The following is a 19,644-nucleotide window of genomic DNA, read 5'->3' as shown; positions in this document are numbered from 1 at the left end:
AAAGAACGCCTGACTATTGGGGGAGACAGCAGGCGCTAATATGGAGTGAGTGCTATTTGTATTTTCACTAACGAGGTTGGGATGCATTATATAAAATAAAAAATGCATGTCAATATTAATGATAATAATTATCATTTATTTTTGTAATTATTTATAACAGGGACGGTATGAGTGAGTTGCATACCTGTTGGGTATTGACCATCACGCATAAATTTACAAGCGTAAGCATAAACCTCAACACCTTTTGCCATAGCTTCCATTAAAAGAGAAGAATACTCAGGATCGTTTTGTATAGATGGCTCAAAACTTTCAATCCCTTCATGTAAACCGCAGAAAAAAACAATTGCACGATAACCCTTTTCATGTAATTCAATCAGTTCACGGAGATGTTTTTGATCACGAGTTGTTTCTGTATCAGGAAACATACCTGTATGGTTGTTCACTAAGGTGACAGACTTTACTTGCATATAACAATCGGGTTGGGGACCGTTAGTTAATAGTACATCAATTCGACTGTTTTCTATTCCTGATTTGACATTTGTAACAATATGTTCATAGCTATCTAATTCTGGCACTAAATGATTATGAATCGCTTCAATAGCCAAAGCATTTGCACGTTGCGTATTGATGCAGACTAAGTCACCATTATTTAGTTGTGTTAATTCCCAAGAACAAGGATATTCACGCGTTGTACTATGTGAATCTGAATACCAAATTGTATCTCCAGGATCGGCGCAACCTGTCATTTTCCCCGTGTTGGCGCAGTGTAGTGTCAGTTGAGAGCCATTAGGTAGCTCAACATCTGCCATAAATCGTTTGTAGCGGTGGATAAGCTTTGCTGATTTAAGTGAAGGAAATTGCATGTTAATCCTCCTTAGTAATAGAAAAATTACACAATTGTTGTATGTTTTTAAACCGTTTTTAAGCATAATATAAAAGGAATAAAAAAGCATGCTTTTATTATAAATTAAAGTATATTATTCATTTTAGAATGGAGAGGGTTTTTAGTTGACCTATTGAATAAATTGAATATTTTCCACTTTTTAATATTGGGAATTAAATGTATAGTAAGAATAGTTGACTAAACTCAATGGGGTAAGCGAATAGCTTATTTTTTATTAATTATTTTGAGGAAACATTATGCAAATTGGTGTACCTAAAGAAAGGCTAAAAAATGAAAATCGTGTTGCAGCCACACCAAAAACCGTGCAACAACTGTTGCAACTCGGTTTTGAAGTGATGATAGAAAAAAATGCTGGCTTAAATGCAGATTTTGAAGATAAAGCCTATGTAGCGGCGGGCGCGACTATTGAAAAAACCGCTGAAGTTTGGCAGTCAGATCTGATTTTAAAAGTTAATCCGCCAGAAGATGATGAAATTGCCATGATGAAAGAAGGTGCAACCTTAATTAGTTTCATTTGGCCAGCTCAACATCCAGAACTAATGCAAAAATTAAAAGATAAAAAAATCAATGTATTAGCAATGGATGCTGTTCCTCGAATTTCACGTGCACAATCAATGGATGCACTAAGTTCAATGGCAAACATTGCAGGCTATCGTGCAGTTGTAGAAGCCGCAAATCAATTCGGTAGTTTCTTTACAGGTCAAATTACTGCGGCAGGTAAAGTACCACCAGCAAAAGTATTAGTTATCGGTGCAGGTGTTGCAGGTTTAGCTGCAATTGGTACTGCACATAGCCTTGGTGCGATTGTTCTAGCTTTTGACTCTCGTCCAGAAGTAAAAGAACAAGTTGAAAGTATGGGCGCAAGCTTCCTTGAAATTAATTTCAAAGAAGAAGGCGGCAGTGGCGATGGTTATGCAAAAGTAATGTCAGATGAATTTAACCGTCGTGCTGAAGCACTTTATGCAGAGCAAGCTAAAGAAGTGAATATTATTATCACGACAGCACTTATTCCAGGCAAACCCGCTCCACGTCTTATCACTAAAGAGATGGTGGAAAGCATGCAACCAGGTAGCATTATCGTTGACCTGGCGGCTGCAACAGGTGGTAATTGCGAATTAACCAAAGCGAATAAAATTGTTACAACTAGTAACCAAGTAAAAATTATTGGTTATACTGATTTACCAAGCCGTTTACCGACACAATCTTCACAACTTTACGGTACAAACTTAGTAAATTTATTAAAACTACTTTGCCCTGAAAAAAATGGGGAATTAGTGCTTAATTTTGATGATGTGATTATTCGTCATGTTACCGTAGTAAAAGATGGTGAAATTACTTGGCCAGCACCACCAATTCAAGTTTCTGCACAACCAAAAACACAACCGCAAGCAGCGCCTGTTGCCAAAAAAGCAGAAAAAGAACCAATGAGTGCGAAGAAAAAATATGGATTAATGGCATTAGCTGCAATTATTTTCTTATGGATTGCGGCAATGGCGCCAATGGCCTTCTTAACACACTTCTCTGTATTTATTCTTTCTTGTGTAGTGGGTTACTACGTTGTATGGAATGTTAGCCATGCGCTACATACACCATTAATGGCGGTAACCAATGCAATTTCGGGGATTATTATCGTCGGCGCATTATTACAAATTGCACAAGGCGGATTCTTTATTAGTTTACTTGCCTTTATTGCAATTTTAGTTGCAAGCATCAATATTTTTGGTGGCTTTAAAGTGACTCAACGTATGCTTGCTATGTTCAAAAAAGGATAATAAGGAGAAACAAATATGTCATTAAGTTTTGTTCATGCGGCGTATATTGTTTCCGCATTACTTTTCATCATGAGTCTGGCTGGACTCTCTAAACACGAAACGGCGAAAGCAGGTGCGTGGTATGGGATTATTGGTATGGCAATCGCCCTGATTGTTACCATTTTCTCTCCAGAAAGTCGTGGAACCGTGTGGATCATTTTAGCGATGCTTATCGGCGCTATTATTGGTGTACGTAAAGCAATGAAAGTTGAAATGACAGAAATGCCAGAGTTGGTGGCAATTTTACACAGCTTTGTTGGTTTAGCAGCCGTTCTTGTTGGTTTCAATAGTTATGGTTTACACGAAACGATGGCACCAGCAATGGAAAATATTCACAATGTTGAAGTTTTCCTTGGTATCTTCATCGGTGCGGTTACTTTCACAGGTTCATTAGTGGCTTACGGTAAATTAAGCGGTAAAGTAAAATCACGTGCATTGATGTTACCACATCGCCATAAATTAAATTTAGCGGCGTTAATCGTATCAGCACTTTTACTTATCGTATTCGTTAAAGATCCAAGCAACTTGTTCCCAGTACTTTTAATGCTCATTATTGCATTAGCATTTGGCTGGCACTTAGTATCATCAATCGGTGGTGCAGATATGCCAGTGGTAGTGTCTATGCTTAACTCTTACTCTGGTTGGGCAGCGGCAGCGGCAGGTTTTATGCTAAATAATGACCTTCTTATCACAACTGGTGCGTTAGTAGGTTCTTCTGGTGCGATCCTTTCATATATCATGTGTAAAGCGATGAATCGCTCATTCATCAGCGTAATTGCAGGTGGTTTTGGTAACGATGTTCAAGTTTCAAGTGATGTTGAACAAGGTGAATATCATGAAACAAGTGCAAAAGATGTAGCAGAATTATTGAAAGATTCACAATCTGTTATCATCGTTCCAGGATATGGTATGGCCGTTGCACAAGCACAATACCCAATCGCAGATTTAACTCAAAAATTACGTGCAATGGGCAAAGAAGTTCGCTTTGCGATTCACCCAGTTGCAGGTCGTTTACCAGGACACATGAACGTATTATTAGCGGAAGCTAAAGTACCTTACGATATCGTTCACGAAATGGATGAAATCAATGAAGATTTCCCATCAACAGATGTTGTATTAGTTATCGGTGCAAACGATACCGTAAACCCAGCAGCGGCAGAAGATCCGAATAGCCCAATCGCAGGCATGCCAGTATTGGAAGTTTGGAAAGCAGCGCATGTTGTTGTCTTTAAACGTTCAATGGCAGTTGGTTATGCAGGGGTACAAAACCCACTATTCTTTAAAGATAATACTGAAATGCTGTTTGGCGATGCAAAACAAAGCGTAGAAGAAATCGTTAAAGATTTATAAAAATAACAAAAGGTCACAGCGATGTGACCTTTTTATTTTTACTTTAATGGGATACAAATTCAGACGACAGTTCAACTCCCCCCAGCTCCATCAATATTAATTAAATAAAAATTAATCAATCACGCCCCGAAAATCATAAAATTTTATGAAAATTGGGGCGTGATTTTTTATTTAATATTTATCAAAATCCTGTTGGATTTTTTGCCAATCATGGGTTTGGGTAAGGGCGAGTTGGAGGAGAATACGGGCTTTTTGTGGGCTGAGATCGCCAGCAGCTACCCAGTGTTGAGCTTTATCATCAACTTCACCTGATTTTGTAGTTGGACCACTTGGTACACGAGATGAGCGTACCACAACGATGCCGTCTTTGGTTGCTTTTTCAAGTGCCTTCCAAATATTTTTGTGGATATTACCATTACCCACACCAGCACTTACAATACCTTGATAACCTGCAGCAATAAGTGCATTCGTTTGTACGGCTTGTGCGCCTGCGTGATTATAGACGATGCCGACTTTCGGTAATTCAGTGATATTTGTGATGTTAAATGGAGCCGTTTCATAGAGACGAGCAGGTTGGCGCTCATAGTGGACTTTACCATTGATGATAGTCCCAAGCTTGCCGTAATTCGCACCTTTAAATGCATCAGTCTGTAATGTATTGGTTTTAATGACATCGCGGGCGCTGAGAATGATGTTATTCATGCTTACTACCACACCTTTGTGTGCGGTTTCTGGATCACTAGCTGTAACCACGGCATTGTAAAGATTACGTGGACCATCAGCACCAAGTGCGGTAGAAGGGAGCATTGCACCGACAAGGACAATAGGTTTTTGGCATTGCGTGGTAAGTTGTAGGAAATAGGCAGTTTCTTCCAGTGTATCGGTACCATGTGTAATTACAAAACCATCATAATCGCTACAATCACGATTAATCGTTTTGGCAAGTTCTAATTGCACATCATCTGTCATGTCTTGGCTACCGATTTGTGCGACTTGAATCGGGGTGATATCTGCTATTTTTGCAAGTGCAGGTACAGCAGTAACGAGGTGATTTACACTTAATTTACCTGCCGTATAATTGGATTGTGTTGCCGATTCTCCCGCGCCAGCAATGGTTCCCCCTGTGGCAAGGACGGCAATATGCGGAAGGGCGAGTGCATTAGCACTCGCTGTCGCAATACAAAGTGTGAAAAAAGTGGGTTTTATAAATTTTAACATCATAGACTCCTATATTATTTATTACCCTGAAATGATTTAATCTAAACTTTGACTACCGCCTCCATTTACGGCAAGAATTTGCCCACTTGTCCAAGCACTCATTGGGCTTGCGAAGTAAAGCACGGCATTAGCGATATCTTCGACATTACCTAACCGTTTTAGCGGAGTGTTGGTAAGCATTTTTTCTTCCATTTCTGGCGTTAAAACGGAGTTGAGGGCGTCCGTTTTGATTGCACCTGGGGCGATAGCATTTACACGGATGAATGGACCAAGGTCGACTGCCATATATTTGGTTAATTGATTGAGGGCTGCTTTCGAACTTCCGTATACACTCATATTGTGCGTCGCCATTTCACCTGCCATGGAGGTGATATTGATGATAGAACCGTATTCTGCTTTTTCCATATAAGGTGCGCATAATTGAGAAAGTTTGTAGATACTGAAAACGTTTAAGCGGTAAATTTTTTCAATATAATCTAAAGTAAGCCCCGCAAAATTTTCACGACCGCCACCGCCGCCTCCTGCGTTATTGACAAGGATTTCAACACTTCCAAAATTCGCAACGGCAGTTTTAACGAGATTTTCTAGGTCTTTTTCATTAGTGACATCGCATTGAACGCCACAAGCATGTACACCAAATTTTTCGGCAAGAGCCGCAGTTTCTTTAGCTGTTTCAATATGTAAATCACCACAAACAACATTGGCACCATATTTCGCTAAAATTAGGGCTGATGCTTTACCGATTCCGTTACCTGCCCCCGTAACGATGGCAGTTTTTCCTGTTAAATCAGTTAACATAATTTAGTCCTCATTTAGGTTTATGGAATGAAAAATTTTATCTTTATCTAACGGCAAGATTTTCGGAGAAATTTTTGCAAAATCAATTTTCTTCAAATCAACCATTTTAATTTCTGGGTTGTTCATGGATTTATAATAGAAAATATCATTAGACAAATCGCTCACCGTCGTCCACTGCGTTGCGGTTAGTAAATCTTTCGGAATATAGCGTTGGTGCGCATGGCTATATTCTACGCCGATTGGAATATCAAAGTTATTTAGAATATGGAAAGCGCTTAAAACACCTGATTCTGCGTTATTTGGAGTAGGGAGTGTTTTTACATAGAAAAATGCACGGACAAATCGTGATGGTGGCGTGATATCACCAGGTAAACCTAACATGCCAGTTCCTGCACCAAATGAGAAAAGTTGTTGGTTATCTTGTTTATAGTCTGGTGCATTGCCTGCGTAGAGGTTAATGTAGTTATTTAAGTTTTTGATTTGCCAATCATAATCTGGACTATTGGTTAGTACGCCAACTTTATTATCGTAAAAGTGGATTTGACCTTTATTTGTAATTTCTAAAACGACGTTTGCACCAGTCTTATCAGCAATGCGCCAGTGTCCAGTTGGCAGAGGTTCACCATTTTGTTCACCGAGGGAAATGATACGAATCTTTTTCAGCGCTTCTTTTACTTCTGCAACTGTTGCAAAATTTCCTAAAACCCATTTTACAAATTCCATATCAGAAAGGGAGCTACTTGCTAATTTAGACTGATAAGGAGCAAGACTGCCGTAATGCGGGAAGTAGAAAATACCTGCATTTAATCCCTTTTCATTTAAGCCTTCTCCAATAAAAATTGGGAACATCATTGAAATACCAACGTATCCATAACGGTTAACCCATTTCAAGCCATTCGGTTTTTTATCTGGTGTATAGGATTGGAACGTTTGTCCACGTGGCGTAATGATAAGCTCGCTATTAAGATGTCCCTCTCCGTATTCAACGGTACGTGCTTGGAGAAGATCATTTTGTGTGGTTTTAATGCTAATGCCAGTACATGCGAGTGAGGTAACAGCAAAAAAGATGGAGAAAGAGATGAGAAATTTTTTCGAGATTAATTTCATAAGCTATCCTTCAAAGTATGAGACTTTTTGCATACTAGCATAAAAAATAACAAAATAAATAGGGATAAAAGAAAAGCCAGTTTATTTAAACTGGCTTTTGATTAGGAAGATTATTCTGCGGCTTTAAGTTGTTGATAATAGTCTTCGTAGTAACGAATTGCATCACCTACATCTTCTTGCCAGTAACTATTTTTTAAGATCTCAGCTGGTGGATAAATTGCTGGATCTTCAGTAATAGATTTAGGAAGAAGTTTTAACGCTTCCATATTTGATGTTGGGTAGCCAATTGCGAGCGTAAGTTTGGCTGCTGCTTTCGCACCTAACATATAGTTAATTAATTTAAGTGCGCCTTCTGGATTTTTGGCTGTTTTAGGAATGGCAAGGGTATCTACCCAAAGTACAGGACCTTCTTTTGGATACACAAGATTAACTGGTGCACCTTCTTTTTTAGCAATACGGATAGATCCATTCCAAAGTTGACCTAACTCTACCTCACCTGAAATAAAAGAATTTGCAGGATTATCGGAACTAAAAGCGAGGACATTTGGACGAAGTTTTAATAGTTCTTCATAAGCAGCTTTAATAACTTTAGGATCACGTGTATTGGGATTTTCACCCATTTTTAATAGTGCAATATTAAAGACTTCACGTGCATCGTCAAGTAACTGAATTTTATTTTTATATTCTGGTCGCCATAAATCCCCCCAGCTGGTAAAGTCTTTACCATTATAAACTGTAGTATTGTAAGCGATACCTGGTGCACCTAATAATTGAGGAAGAGAATATTTGTTACCTGGATCGTAAGATTTGTTTAACCAATCAGGATTTAATTCTTTGATAACGGGTAATTTACTATGGTCAAGCGGTAAAAGCATACCTTCTCTTGCCATTTTAGAAACGAAATAGTTAGATGGTGCGATTACATCATAAGTTGCACTTTTGCCTAAAGTCTTGAGTTTTGCGTACATAGTTTCGTTGGATTCAAGACTAGATACGATAACTTTGATACCTGTTTGTTTCGTAAAGTCATCTAATAACCCATCAGGAACATATTCAGTCCAAGTATAAAGATAAACCGTATTGTTGGCAGGGGCGTTTGTTTTTGTCGTATCTTTGTCTTGGTCATTACAACCCGTTAAAGCTACAGCGATTAGCCCAAGACCACAAAGTCCAGCAATTTTTTTCATCGCTTTATTCTCCAAATTTTAATAAAAATAAAATATAAAAAAACGCCTCAATGAATCATTAAGGCGTTATGTATTTTAAGCTATCTCTAATGGTGTGTGAAGACTTTAGGCAACTTTATTTTTACGGCGTAAAATTAATTGACTTCCAATCACGAGTACGAGAGAAAGTACAATCATAATAGTTGCTAATGCATTTACTTCTGGTGTTACACCAGTTTTAACCAATGAGAAAATACGTAATGGTAAAATTTCGTAACTTACACCACTCACGAAAGATGAAACCACTACGTCATCCAATGAGATGGTGAAACTTAATAACCAACCAGACACGATTGCCGGTAATGCAAGCGGTAGAATAATTTTTCCTAAAATAACAGGTTCACTTGCACCTAAATCACGTGCTGCTTCTAACATTTTGTCATCAAAACCTTTCAAACGCGAAAGAATAGTGACCACAACATATGGTAAACAGAAAGTGATGTGAGCTAGCAATAAAGACCAAAAGCCTAAAGAGATGCCAACAATCATAAATAATGCAAGTAATGATACCGCCATAACGATATCTGGAGACATCATTACCACGAATAACATACCATTTACTGCTTGTTTACCATAGAAACGATAGCGATAGAGTGCGATAGCAGTTAAACCACCGACAATGGTTGCTAAAGTTGCCGCAAAGAATGCAATAGTCACTGAGTGAATGGCAGCTTGAATTAGGGTATCGTTATTCCATAAACGCTCATACCATTTAAATCCAAAACCTCGCCAATGCATCCCATAGCGATCAAGGTTAAACGAGTTAGTTACTAAAATAATAATTGGGATGTACAAAAAAGCGTACACCAAAAGCATAAAAGATCCGTGTAAAAAGCGACGCATTATTCAAGCTCCATTTTCTTATTCAATAATTTGCTGGTTTTCCAGTAAACTAAAATTAGTAATGCCATAAGTACGGTTAAACCGATACTGATTGCTGAACCGAATGGCCAGTTACGTGACATTAAGAATTCACTCTTAATGACGTTACCGACAAGTAATACTTTTGCACCACCAAGTAAGTCTGCTACATAGAACATTCCCATCGCTGGTAAAAGTACCAATAAACAGCCCGCAACGATGCCTGGCATAGTTAATGGCAGAATAATACGGGTGAAACGATGGAAACCGTTTGCACCTAAATCTTTTGCTGCTTCTAATAAACGACCATCTAATTTATCGATTGCACTGTAAAGTGGCAAAATCATAAATGGAAGTAATAAATATACTAAACCAATGATTACAGCAACCTCAGTATTTAATATACGTAGCGGTTTATCAATGATATGTGTCCATAATAAAAATTGGTTTAATAGTCCGCGTACCCCAAGGAAAATCTTTAATCCATAGATACGGATTAGAGAGTTTGTCCAGAATGGTAGTACTACTAAAAATAATAGTAACGGACGGTATCTTACAGGCATTTTTGTAACAAAAAATGCAAAAGGATAACCCACAATCAAGCAGATAATGGTTGCAATCCCTGCCATATAAAGGGAATTCCAAACCACTTGTGCGTAAAGTGGATCAAATAAATGTAAGTAGTTTTGTAAAGTAAATGGCATTTTATAAAAATTACTACCATCACTAGACATAAAACTTACAGCTAAAACTAAAATGTTGGGTACAAGAACGAAAAACAGCAACCAACCAAAAATAACTGCAACAGTTGAATGTTGAAATCTATTACTTGCTATTTTCATCTTTTAATACAACCTCCCAGCCTTCATACCAAGTGAGTGCAACACGTTGCCCCACATTGTGATCGATATTTGGATCATCTTCATTAAAGAACTCGCTTACTAAAACTTTTTGACCATTATGATCAAGTTGAACAGTTGACTCTAAAGTCATACCTTTATAACTACGATCAACAATATAGCCTACGATAGCTTTAGATTTTTCGTTTTCATCTAATTCTTCGATAACAATATCTTCAGGACGAAGAAGGATTTTTAATTTTTCGCCAGTTTCAACAGGAAGATCTGTTGTCACTTCGCAAAGTTTACCTTCAACGTTGGCTTTTAATTTATTTTCAGAGGTACGTTCAATAACAGTTGCATCAAATACATTGATTTCACCGATAAAGCGCGCAACGAAAAGATTTTTCGGATCTTCGTAGATATCACGAGGAGAGCCATCTTGTTCGATATTACCTTTATTTAATACGATAATTCGATCAGACATTGTTAATGCTTCTTCTTGGTCGTGAGTAACGAAAACGAAGGTAATACCAAGTTTACGTTGTAACGCTTTTAATTCATTTTGCATTTCTTGACGAAGTTTATAGTCAAGTGCAGAAAGAGATTCGTCCAATAATAAAACTTTTGGTTTATTAACAACCGCACGAGCAATTGCAACACGTTGTTGTTGACCACCAGAAAGTTGGTCAGGTTTACGCATTGCCATTTCTTCCAAACGCACCATTTTTAATGCTTCCATGACACGAGTCTTAATTTCAGCATTAGGCACTTTTTGCATACGCAGACCAAAAGCAACATTTTCAAAAATGGTCATATGCGGGAATAGGGCGTAACTTTGGAATACCGTATTAATATGACGAGCTTCCGCAGGAACATGAGTAACGTCTTTACCGTCCAAAATAATTGAACCTGAATCCAATTCTTCAAATCCAGCCATTAGACGTAAAACAGTTGTTTTACCACAGCCTGAAGGACCGAGAATTGTTAAAAATTCGCCGTGATTGATGGTTAAATTAAAGTTATTAATAATAGATTTACCATCAAATGATTTACTAAGAGAACGGAGTTCAATAACTGGTTTTTTTTGAATGGTCTTTTCCACTAGCTTTGGTTTTCTCCCTAAACATACCGGAAAGGTAATGATAATTAATACTTGCTAACCATAAGCAAGTCCCCAAAAATTTGAAGGGTAATGATAAAGGTATTGGGGGGGAATGAAAAGGAATAATTTCTTTTTTTGATTAATTTTTAACAATAAACAGAAATAAATTTATATTCTCTGATATTTTTGAAGAATATTTATACGTAACTGATTAAAAAAGAAAGAAAAATTGACATTATTTAATTTGTAGCTATTTGAGGGTAGTTAGGTAATATTTAAATGCAGTATAAAAAATAATCACAAAAAGGTCCGACATGTTGTTCTTCGCTTGACAAAGATTGCCAATTAAAAATTTTTTGCGATAAAATAGGATGAGCTTTTCTCAGCATTGTGAGAGAGATTTTTAAAATTTTATAACAAATGAACAGGAATAAACCTATGACAGAAATGGAAAAGATGGGAACCGTTGTGGAAAACACTGCTACCACCTCCTCCGAAAAATTTACTAATAACAAAGCAGTTTTGACTTATTTAGCGGAGAAATTTCCTCGCTGTTTCATTTTAGAAGGTGAAGCAAAACCTTTAAAAATTAATATTTTCCAAGATCTTGCTGCTAGATTAGCTGATGATTCTAAAGTAAGTAAAACACAATTACGTCAAGTATTGCGTGCATACACAACAAATTGGCGTTACTTACATGGTTGTCGAGAAGGGGCAGAACGTGTGGATTTAGATGGTAATCCTTGTGGCGTTTTAGATGCAGAACATGTTGCGTTTGCTGCACAACAATTAGCAGAAGCAAAAGCGAAGGTTGCAGAAAAACGTGCAGCAGAACGTAAAGCTGCTCAAGCGGAAAAAGCGGCAAAACGTAAAGTAGCACCATCTAAAACAAAACGTACACAATCTCAACATTCAAAAACACGTCAAAATCGTCAATTACCGAAACTAGAAGTTCTTTCTTTAGAAGCTATTTCACAATTAGAAAAAGGCAGTCTAGTCAAAGTTAAAGCAGGCGAAAAAGTGCAACAAGCAACAGTGCTTGAAACAAATAAAGAAGGAACTGTTCGAGTTGAATTTAGAAATGGCCTTGTTATGAGCGTAAGTGCAGATCGTCTTTTTGCATAATAAAATCTTCAGTAGCGATTGAGTGAATTTTTTAATTAATATGAAATTGAATTCTTATCGTAAAGTTATTTTCTATTCGATGTTAGGTGCAGTATTTGCTTCATTACCAACAGTAGGCTGGAGTATAGAGCCCACTATTAAAGAAGATGTAATACATTTACCACAACCAACAATGTCGAATAAAGTCGCAACGGCTCGTGTAACTCGACGATTAATGACGTTTCATTACGAGAAAATACATTTAGATGATGCTTTTTCTTTAAAAATACTGAATCGCTACTTAGATAATTTAGATTATAACCATGATATTTTCTTACAAAGCGATATCGATGCGATAAGAAAAGAATATGGTGACAAATTTGATGACGAATTGCCAGCAGGTAATTTACAAAGTGCGTTTGCTATCTATGATTTAATGGCAAAACGACGTTATGAACGTTATCAATATGCTTTATCCCTTTTAGCACATCAGCCTAATCTTAATAATAATGATAAAATTCAAGTGGATCGGACAAAAGCAGCGTGGCCTCAAACAGTTGCTCAAGCTGATATGCTTTGGAAAGAAAGGGTTGAAAATGACATCATTCTTCAAAAATTAAAAGGAAAATCGTGGCGTGAAATTAAAGCGAAATTAGAAAAACGCTATAATTTAGCGATTCGTCGATTAACTCAAACCTATCCTGATGATATTACTCAAACATTCTTAAATGCATTTGCACGTAGCCTTGATCCGCATACGAGCTATCTAGCTCCACGGGTAGCAAAAAGTTTCAACGAAACAATGAATTTATCCATTGAAGGCATTGGTGCAACATTACAAATGAATGATGATGAAACTGTTATTCGTACTATTGTACCTGGTTCCCCAGCAGCTAAAAGTAAACAACTGAGACCTGGTGATAAAATTATTGGCGTAGGGCAAGCTCGAAATAAGATTGAAGATATTGTTGGCTGGCGCTTAAGTGATGTTGTCGATAAAGTCAAAGGGAAAAAAGGAACGAAAGTTTATTTGGAAATCGAGCCAGAAAAAGGCGGTAAAACACACATCGTTTGTTTAGAAAGGGAAAAAATTAGATTAGCCGATCAGGCTGCGAAATTAACAGTAGATATCGTCCATGGCAAAAAAATTGGTGTTATTAAAATCCCAAGTTTTTATGTCGGTATCGCTCAAGACGTCCGTAAACTTCTCGCTGAAGCAAAGGCTAAAGGCATTCAGGCATTGATTATTGATTTGCGAGAAAATGGAGGCGGTTCACTTAGTGAAGTCATTGAACTTAGTGGATTATTCATTACGGATGGACCTATCGTACAAGTTCGTGGAACCGATCATCGTATTGATATTTATGAAGATCCTGATAGACAACTTGTTTATGATGGACCACTTTTCATTATGATCGATCGATTCAGCGCATCAGCATCTGAAATTTTTGCTGCGGCAATGCAAGATTATCATCGTGCGATTATTTTAGGGCAGAATTCTTATGGCAAAGGGACTGTTCAGCAAAGCCGACCATTAATTAATCCATTATTTGATGATCCGCTTAGAGTGAAACCTTTAGGAATTTTGCAATATACTATTCAGAAATTCTATCGTATTAATGGCGGAAGTACGCAAATTAAAGGGGTTACACCAGACATCTTTTTCCCCGCAATTATCGATGAAAAGGAATATGGTGAAAGTACTGAAAAAAACGCATTACCCTGGGATAAGATTTCTTCTGCATTTTATATGCAATTACCTTCATTGAAACCTTATTTGCCAACTTTAATTAAATTGCACCAAAAACGGATTGTAAAAAATCCAGAATTTAAGGCTATTGAAAATGACATCGCCCTTCAAGAGGCATTTAATAAAAAACGTTATTTATCACTTAATTATTCTGAACGTAAAAAAGAATATGATAGAATAGAAAAACGAGAATTAGATGAAATTAATGCTCGTTTTAAAAGAGAAGGAAAACCATTACTTAAATCATTGGATGATTTACCTAAAGGTTATGAGCCTCCTGATTTTTATCTGCAGGAAGCAGAGAATATCGCTGTAGATTTTTTACAGCTAACAAAAAAGAACGTAAATTTTTCTTAAAATTTATGAACTGGAAAACATGATTCTTGTCTAAGTTAATGTTGTGATAACGATAACTTTTTGTAATTATACAAAAGAATTGTTGTTTGTTATTATGTAAATGGAGAGTTTGTACTGAGTGTATGACTCGTATTACAATTTTTACTCATAGAGTAATAAATTTGGGAGAGACTAGTATGACCAAAAAAGTCGCATTTGTAACAGGTGGAGCACAAGGAATTGGTGCAGCAATTTGTCATCGTTTAGCCAAAGATGGTTTTGCCGTAGCGGTGGTAGATATGAATCTTGATGGCGCTAACAGCGTTGCTCAAGAAATTGTTAAAGCAGGAGGAACTGCAGCAGCTTATCAACTCGATGTAGCAAATCGAGATCAATTTTTCCAAGTAGTGGAAGAAGCGGCAAATAAATTTGGTGATTTTAACGTTATCATCAATAACGCAGGTGTTGGTCCAACTACACCAATTGATACTATTACACCAGAAATGTTTGATAAAGTTTATCACATCAATGTAGCAAGTATTATTTGGGGTACCCAAGCAGCGCATAAAATGTTCAAAAAATTTGGACATGGCGGTAAAATTATCAATGCAACATCACAAGCAGGTGTTGTTGGTAATCCGATGCTTTCTCTATACTCAGGTACAAAATTCGCCGTTCGTGGTATTACACAAGTAACTGCACGTGATTTAGCTCCAGAAGGCATTACTGTAAATGCATTTGCACCAGGAATTGTTAAAACACCAATGATGTTTGATATTGCTCATCGCGTTGGTGCTGAAGCAGGTAAAGACGATGAATGGGGAATGCAACAATTCTCTAAAAACATTGCATTAGGTAAATTGACTGAACCAGAAGAAATTGCAAACGCAGTATCTTTCTTAGCAGGTTCTGATTCTGATTGTATGACTGGCCAAACTTTAATTATTGATGGCGGTATGCAATTCCACTAAGAATTGATTGACCTAAAAAAACCGACACCGCATTTAAAGTGCGGTGTTTTTTTATTATTTTGAGTTGAGGTGAATGCTACGCCTCAATTTTCGGAAAATTTTATGACCGAACATCGATTAGAGAAGTAGCAGTACCGTTAAAGTAAACTCGCAATAATAATTTGATCTGGATCGATTGTGAAATAAACAATATCACCGACACGGTAGCCCGTTTCACGTAACCCTACAACACATTCCGTTGCTTGGCTTCCTTTACCAAATTCAATCACCATTTCATGATCATGAACAGATTTTACGATAGCTTGGAATTGGTTATATGGTGTATCAATTGGCGATTTGTGAACACGAATCCATGGCGCTTTCACCATAAACATGACATCTTTATCAAGTGATAGTTGTAAGCGGGCAGCACTTTGTGGGGTAATACAAGCACATAATTGCGTTTTTAAACCAGCAATATTAATTCCTACATAGTAGTGACCATTTTCTTTCTTCAATTCACTCACACGACCAAAAAATTGGTTTCTAGCACTCGTTTGTAAAGAGAATAGCGAGGTAGCAAAGAGTGGATTATCCAGCGGAATATCTTCTTTTTGTAGAATCTCAAAAGCAGTATTCTGCGTATCTTCTAGGAGTTGATAAAGTTTAAGTAAGCGATGAGCATAAGCGGTAAGTCTAGTACCACCACCTTTTTTCCCACCTGCATTTCTTTCTAGGAGTGGTCGTGGACTAACACGATCCATCATTTCAAGATGATCCCATGCACTTTTATAACTTACTTGTGCAAGTTTTGCACCTTGATTAATAGAGCCTGTTTCATCAATTGCTTTGAGTAGCCGAATCCGTTTTGGATCGACAAAGATTTGCTGATGTAATTTAATCGTAAGAAGTATTTCATTTACTGACATATGCAGTCCTATATTTGGAGTTAAGAGACAAGGTAATTCTACAAAAAAAAACAATTTTTATGTAGCTTTTTCCTTTACAAATGACATATAATTATTAAGCATTATGTAATGTTTTATATAAAATTTGGAGAAAAGTATGCCTTTCTTTAAAAAAACTTTAATCGCAGCAACATTTGCAGCGGTTATTTCTGTTAGTGCTCAAGCTAAAATTACGGTATTTGCTGCATCTTCAATGACCAATGCAATTGAAGAAGCTACATTAGAATTTTTGAAATCTCATCCAAAAGATCAAATTTCACTTTCTTTTGCATCTTCATCAAAATTAGCTCGTCAAATTGAAAATGGCGCGCCTGCAAATATTTATATTTCAGCTAACCAAAAGTGGATGAATTATTTACAAGATAAAGATGCGATTGTAAAAGATTCTCGTATTGATTTAGTAAGTAATTCACTGGTTATGATTGCACCAGAAAATAGTAAAGTTTCTAAGGTGGATTTAAAAAATCCTGCATGGGTAAAATTATTAGGAAACAGTTACTTAGCTGTAGGCGATCCAGATGCAGTACCAGCAGGTCGTTATGCTAAAGAAGCATTGACTTACTTAAAAGATTGGGATGCCGTGAAAGCTAAATTAGCACGTGCGCAAAATGTTCGTGTGGCGTTAGCTTATGTCGAACGTGGCGAAAGTCCACTCGGTATCGTATATGCGACAGATGCAAAAATGAGTAAACAAGTAAAAATTGTAGCGACATTCCCAGCAGAAAGTCATGCAAAAATTCTGTATCCAGCATCAATTATTAAAGGGCAAGATAATAAAGAAAGCCGTGAATTTCTTTCTTATTTAGCCTCTGCTGAAGGTAAGAAAATTTTTGAACGCTATGGTTTTGTAGCAAAATAAAATACTCCTAACATAGGATTAATCGTTAAGTAAATTTGGAGATAAAGGCTAATATAATGATCTTTATCTCTCTTTTATTTTATTTTGATTATATTCTTTGTATGATACGCCCACATTTTCAGAAAAATTTATGTTTTTTTACCTATAAAAAATTATTTTGAATCATTTTAATGTTTATGACACTTCAAACTTTTTATCATTCCCTTGCTTTATCTACTACTGAGTTAGATGCTATTAATTTGAGTTTAAAAGTAGCATTGACAGCAATGACGGTGAGTTTACCTTTTGCAATATGTGTCGCATGGTTATTAGCAAGAAAACAATTTTATGGAAAATCTATCTTAAATGGACTTGTGCATTTACCTTTAGTTTTACCTCCTGTTGTTGTTGGATATTTATTATTGGTAAGTATGGGGCGGAATGGTGCGATTGGGAAGTACTTGCTGAAATGGTTTGACTTTAGCTTTGGATTTAGTTGGTATGGTGCAGCACTTGCCTCAGCTATTGTTGCTTTCCCTCTAGTTGTTCGTTCTATCCGTTTAGCATTAGAACAAATCGATCAACGTTTGGAAGAAGCCGCTCGTACATTGGGAGCAAGTAATATTCGGACATTTTTTACAATTACGTTACCGTTATCCTTACCAGGCATTTTAGCTGGATTTGTATTGGGGTTTGCTCGTTCTTTAGGTGAATTTGGGGCAACTATTACCTTTGTTTCTAACATTCCTGATGTTACACAAACGATACCGCTTGCAATGTATTCATTAATTGAGACACCTGGGGCGGAAGGTGCTGCTGCGCGACTTTGTGTGATTGCTATTGCAATAGCACTAATTTCGTTAATTATTTCAGAATATTTAGCTCGCCAAACACAAAAAAAATTAGGACAAATTGATGTTAGAAATTAATGTAGAAAAACAATTAGGGCAGATGCAATTAAAGGCTAATTTAAATGTTCCTGCAAAAGGTGTGACGGCATTGTTTGGATTATCAGGATCGGGGAAATCTTCGCTGATCCAGCTTATTAGCGGTTTAACTAAGCCTGATCACGGAACGATTATCCTCAATAATCGGACTTTAGTTGATACAGATAAAAATATTTTTATTCCTGCAAACAAAAGACGCATTGGTTATGTATTTCAAGATGCACGTTTGTTTCCGCATTATCGTGTGTTAGGTAACCTCACTTATGGAATGCCCAAGGAAAATATTAAGCAAGTTGATTATATTGTTGAATTATTGGGTATCTCTCATCTCTTAAAACGTTATCCTATTACATTATCAGGTGGGGAGAAACAAAGGGTAGCAATTGGGCGTGCGTTGTTAACTTCGCCAGAAATTCTGCTTATGGATGAACCATTGTCGGCATTAGATTTACCTCGTAAACATGAATTATTAGATTATCTTGATACATTGGCTCAAGAGATCAATATTCCTATTCTTTATGTTACGCATAGCCTTGATGAATTACTTCGACTTGCTGAACGGGTAGTGTTACTTGAAAATGGTAAGGTCATTGCATATGAATTATTAGAACAAATTTGGCATAGTCCTGTTTTTTCAACATGGCAAAAAAATATGGAGCGGAGTAGTGTATTGGCTTTGCCATTGGCTCATGAGTTATCACATTCTGATACGATTGCTTTACGGATAGATGATCAATTGCTTTGGATTATTAAAGGCGATATTTCTCCCGCTGACCATGACAAAATCAGAGTATGTATTTTTAGTTCAGATGTAGCCATTAGCTTACAGAAACCATTAAGTAGTAGTATCCGCAATGTACTTTATGGGCAAATTTACGATATTGTTGAACAAAAACGCGGGTTAGTGGAAGTGTATGTGGCTGTTGGACAATATAAACTTTGTGCCAGTATTACTCGCTGGGCCTTAGATGAATTAGCTTTACATAATGGACAGTTTGTATATTTACAGATAAAAACGGCTTCAATCGTAAAATAAATTTTTTATAAAAAAGATTTTGTGATGATTTTAATTAACGTAGTCGAGTTTTATGCCAGTATAAAAACTTGAATATATATTAAACAATAAGGTGTTATCAGCTCTAAAAGGGTTTTCACATTTAGGTGGTTTTATGGTATGTTAACCGCCTAATTTTTCGCATTTTTCACTTAAATTTAAGAGGTAAGATTATGCAACAGCAAGGTAGTCCACTTTCAATGATTTTTATTTTTATCATCTTTGGGCTTATTTTTTATTTTATGATTTACCGTCCTCAAGCTAAACGTAATAAAGCACATAAACAACTTATGGCTGAATTATCAAAAGGAACTAAAGTTTTAACTTCTGGTGGGCTTGTTGGTCGTATTGTCAAAATTACCCCTGATAGTGACGATATCGTGATTGAGCTAAACGCTAATACTCAAGTAAGCATCAAACGTAATTTTATCGTTTCAATTTTACCAAAAGATCAACCAATCTCTGATCTTTAATTCAC

18 protein-coding genes are annotated in these 19,644 nt (G+C 36.7%); 9 read left to right on the top strand and 9 right to left on the bottom strand.

Annotated features, from left to right (window positions below; translation table 11 throughout):
* Positions 1-131: 131 nt before the first annotated feature.
* Positions 132-863, bottom strand: a complete 732-nt coding sequence (gene sfsA, locus EL259_RS00320) for a DNA/RNA nuclease SfsA (RefSeq protein WP_126597932.1) — start codon at positions 861-863, stop codon at positions 132-134.
* A 277-nt stretch (positions 864-1,140) separates the two neighbouring features.
* Here sfsA and pntA point away from each other — a divergent pair, with 277 nt between their 5' ends.
* Both pntA and pntB read left to right on the top strand, forming a co-directional pair.
* Positions 1,141-2,676, top strand: coding sequence for a Re/Si-specific NAD(P)(+) transhydrogenase subunit alpha (gene pntA / locus EL259_RS00315; protein ID WP_126597930.1), 1,536 nt, complete (start codon positions 1,141-1,143; stop codon positions 2,674-2,676).
* Between the two features lie 15 nt (positions 2,677-2,691).
* Positions 2,692-4,065 (top strand): Re/Si-specific NAD(P)(+) transhydrogenase subunit beta, encoded by a 1,374-nt coding sequence (pntB, locus tag EL259_RS00310; protein ID WP_126597928.1) that lies wholly within the window; start codon positions 2,692-2,694, stop codon positions 4,063-4,065.
* Between the two features lie 171 nt (positions 4,066-4,236).
* On the opposite strand, the gene ansB is transcribed toward pntB, so the two are convergent.
* The 7 genes from ansB to potA form a co-directional block, all read right to left on the bottom strand.
* Positions 4,237-5,283: an L-asparaginase 2 gene (gene ansB / locus EL259_RS00305; RefSeq protein WP_126600778.1), complete on the bottom strand. Its 1,047-nt coding sequence runs from the start codon at positions 5,281-5,283 to the stop codon at positions 4,237-4,239.
* 36 nt (positions 5,284-5,319) lie between these two features.
* Positions 5,320-6,081: a glucose 1-dehydrogenase gene (locus EL259_RS00300; RefSeq protein ID WP_126597926.1), complete on the bottom strand. Its 762-nt coding sequence runs from the start codon at positions 6,079-6,081 to the stop codon at positions 5,320-5,322.
* 3 nt (positions 6,082-6,084) lie between these two features.
* Positions 6,085-7,188, bottom strand: a complete 1,104-nt coding sequence (locus tag EL259_RS00295) for a linear amide C-N hydrolase (RefSeq protein ID WP_126597924.1) — start codon at positions 7,186-7,188, stop codon at positions 6,085-6,087.
* Between the two features lie 110 nt (positions 7,189-7,298).
* Positions 7,299-8,375 carry an extracellular solute-binding protein gene (locus tag EL259_RS00290; RefSeq protein WP_126597922.1) on the bottom strand — a complete coding sequence of 359 codons (1,077 nt, stop codon included), beginning with the start codon at positions 8,373-8,375 and terminating at the stop codon, positions 7,299-7,301.
* A 105-nt stretch (positions 8,376-8,480) separates the two neighbouring features.
* A complete protein-coding gene (potC, locus tag EL259_RS00285; protein ID WP_126597920.1) occupies positions 8,481-9,257 on the bottom strand; it encodes a spermidine/putrescine ABC transporter permease PotC in 777 nt (258 codons plus the stop codon).
* Entirely contained in the window at positions 9,257-10,117 is an 861-nt protein-coding gene (gene potB, locus EL259_RS00280) for a spermidine/putrescine ABC transporter permease PotB (RefSeq protein WP_126597918.1), read from the bottom strand. The genes potC and potB overlap by 1 nt, the downstream gene beginning before the upstream one ends.
* The gene (gene potA, locus EL259_RS00275; protein WP_126597916.1) at positions 10,101-11,219 is read right to left on the bottom strand and encodes a spermidine/putrescine ABC transporter ATP-binding protein PotA; all 1,119 of its coding nucleotides are present in this window, start codon (positions 11,217-11,219) and stop codon (positions 10,101-10,103) included. Before potA ends, potB begins: the two co-directional genes overlap by 17 nt.
* Before the next feature lie 438 nt (positions 11,220-11,657).
* Between potA and proQ the strand changes: the two genes are divergently transcribed.
* The 3 genes from proQ (at position 11,658) to EL259_RS00260 (ending at position 15,380) form a co-directional block, all read left to right on the top strand.
* Positions 11,658-12,344, top strand: coding sequence for an RNA chaperone ProQ (gene proQ / locus EL259_RS00270; protein ID WP_126597914.1), 687 nt, complete (start codon positions 11,658-11,660; stop codon positions 12,342-12,344).
* 40 nt (positions 12,345-12,384) lie between these two features.
* Positions 12,385-14,430 (top strand): carboxy terminal-processing peptidase, encoded by a 2,046-nt coding sequence (gene prc, locus EL259_RS00265; protein WP_126597912.1) that lies wholly within the window; start codon positions 12,385-12,387, stop codon positions 14,428-14,430.
* Positions 14,431-14,606: 176 nt separating this feature from the next.
* Positions 14,607-15,380 (top strand): (S)-acetoin forming diacetyl reductase, encoded by a 774-nt coding sequence (locus EL259_RS00260; RefSeq protein WP_126597910.1) that lies wholly within the window; start codon positions 14,607-14,609, stop codon positions 15,378-15,380.
* A gap of 137 nt (positions 15,381-15,517) precedes the next feature.
* On the opposite strand, the gene EL259_RS00255 is transcribed toward EL259_RS00260, so the two are convergent.
* Positions 15,518-16,288 carry a TOBE domain-containing protein gene (locus EL259_RS00255; RefSeq protein WP_126597908.1) on the bottom strand — a complete coding sequence of 257 codons (771 nt, stop codon included), beginning with the start codon at positions 16,286-16,288 and terminating at the stop codon, positions 15,518-15,520.
* A 136-nt stretch (positions 16,289-16,424) separates the two neighbouring features.
* On the opposite strand from EL259_RS00255, the gene modA reads away from it, so the two are divergent.
* The 4 genes from modA to yajC all read left to right on the top strand — a co-directional run bounded on the left by modA (position 16,425) and on the right by yajC (position 19,639).
* Positions 16,425-17,186: a molybdate ABC transporter substrate-binding protein gene (gene modA, locus EL259_RS00250; protein WP_126597906.1), complete on the top strand. Its 762-nt coding sequence runs from the start codon at positions 16,425-16,427 to the stop codon at positions 17,184-17,186.
* Positions 17,187-17,356: 170 nt separating this feature from the next.
* Positions 17,357-18,094, top strand: a complete 738-nt coding sequence (gene modB / locus EL259_RS00245; protein WP_232019051.1) for a molybdate ABC transporter permease subunit — start codon at positions 17,357-17,359, stop codon at positions 18,092-18,094.
* Positions 18,081-19,148, top strand: coding sequence for a molybdenum ABC transporter ATP-binding protein ModC (modC, locus tag EL259_RS00240; protein WP_126597904.1), 1,068 nt, complete (start codon positions 18,081-18,083; stop codon positions 19,146-19,148). Before modB ends, modC begins: the two co-directional genes overlap by 14 nt.
* A gap of 191 nt (positions 19,149-19,339) precedes the next feature.
* Positions 19,340-19,639, top strand: a complete 300-nt coding sequence (gene yajC / locus EL259_RS00235; protein WP_172594197.1) for a preprotein translocase subunit YajC — start codon at positions 19,340-19,342, stop codon at positions 19,637-19,639.
* The last annotated feature ends 5 nt before the right edge of the window (positions 19,640-19,644 follow it).

Source organism: Actinobacillus delphinicola (genome assembly GCF_900638385.1).
Classification (GTDB): domain Bacteria; phylum Pseudomonadota; class Gammaproteobacteria; order Enterobacterales; family Pasteurellaceae; genus Actinobacillus_C; species Actinobacillus_C delphinicola.
Note: the sequence above shows the minus strand (reverse complement) of the source record. Positions and strands in the feature narration are given on the sequence as shown.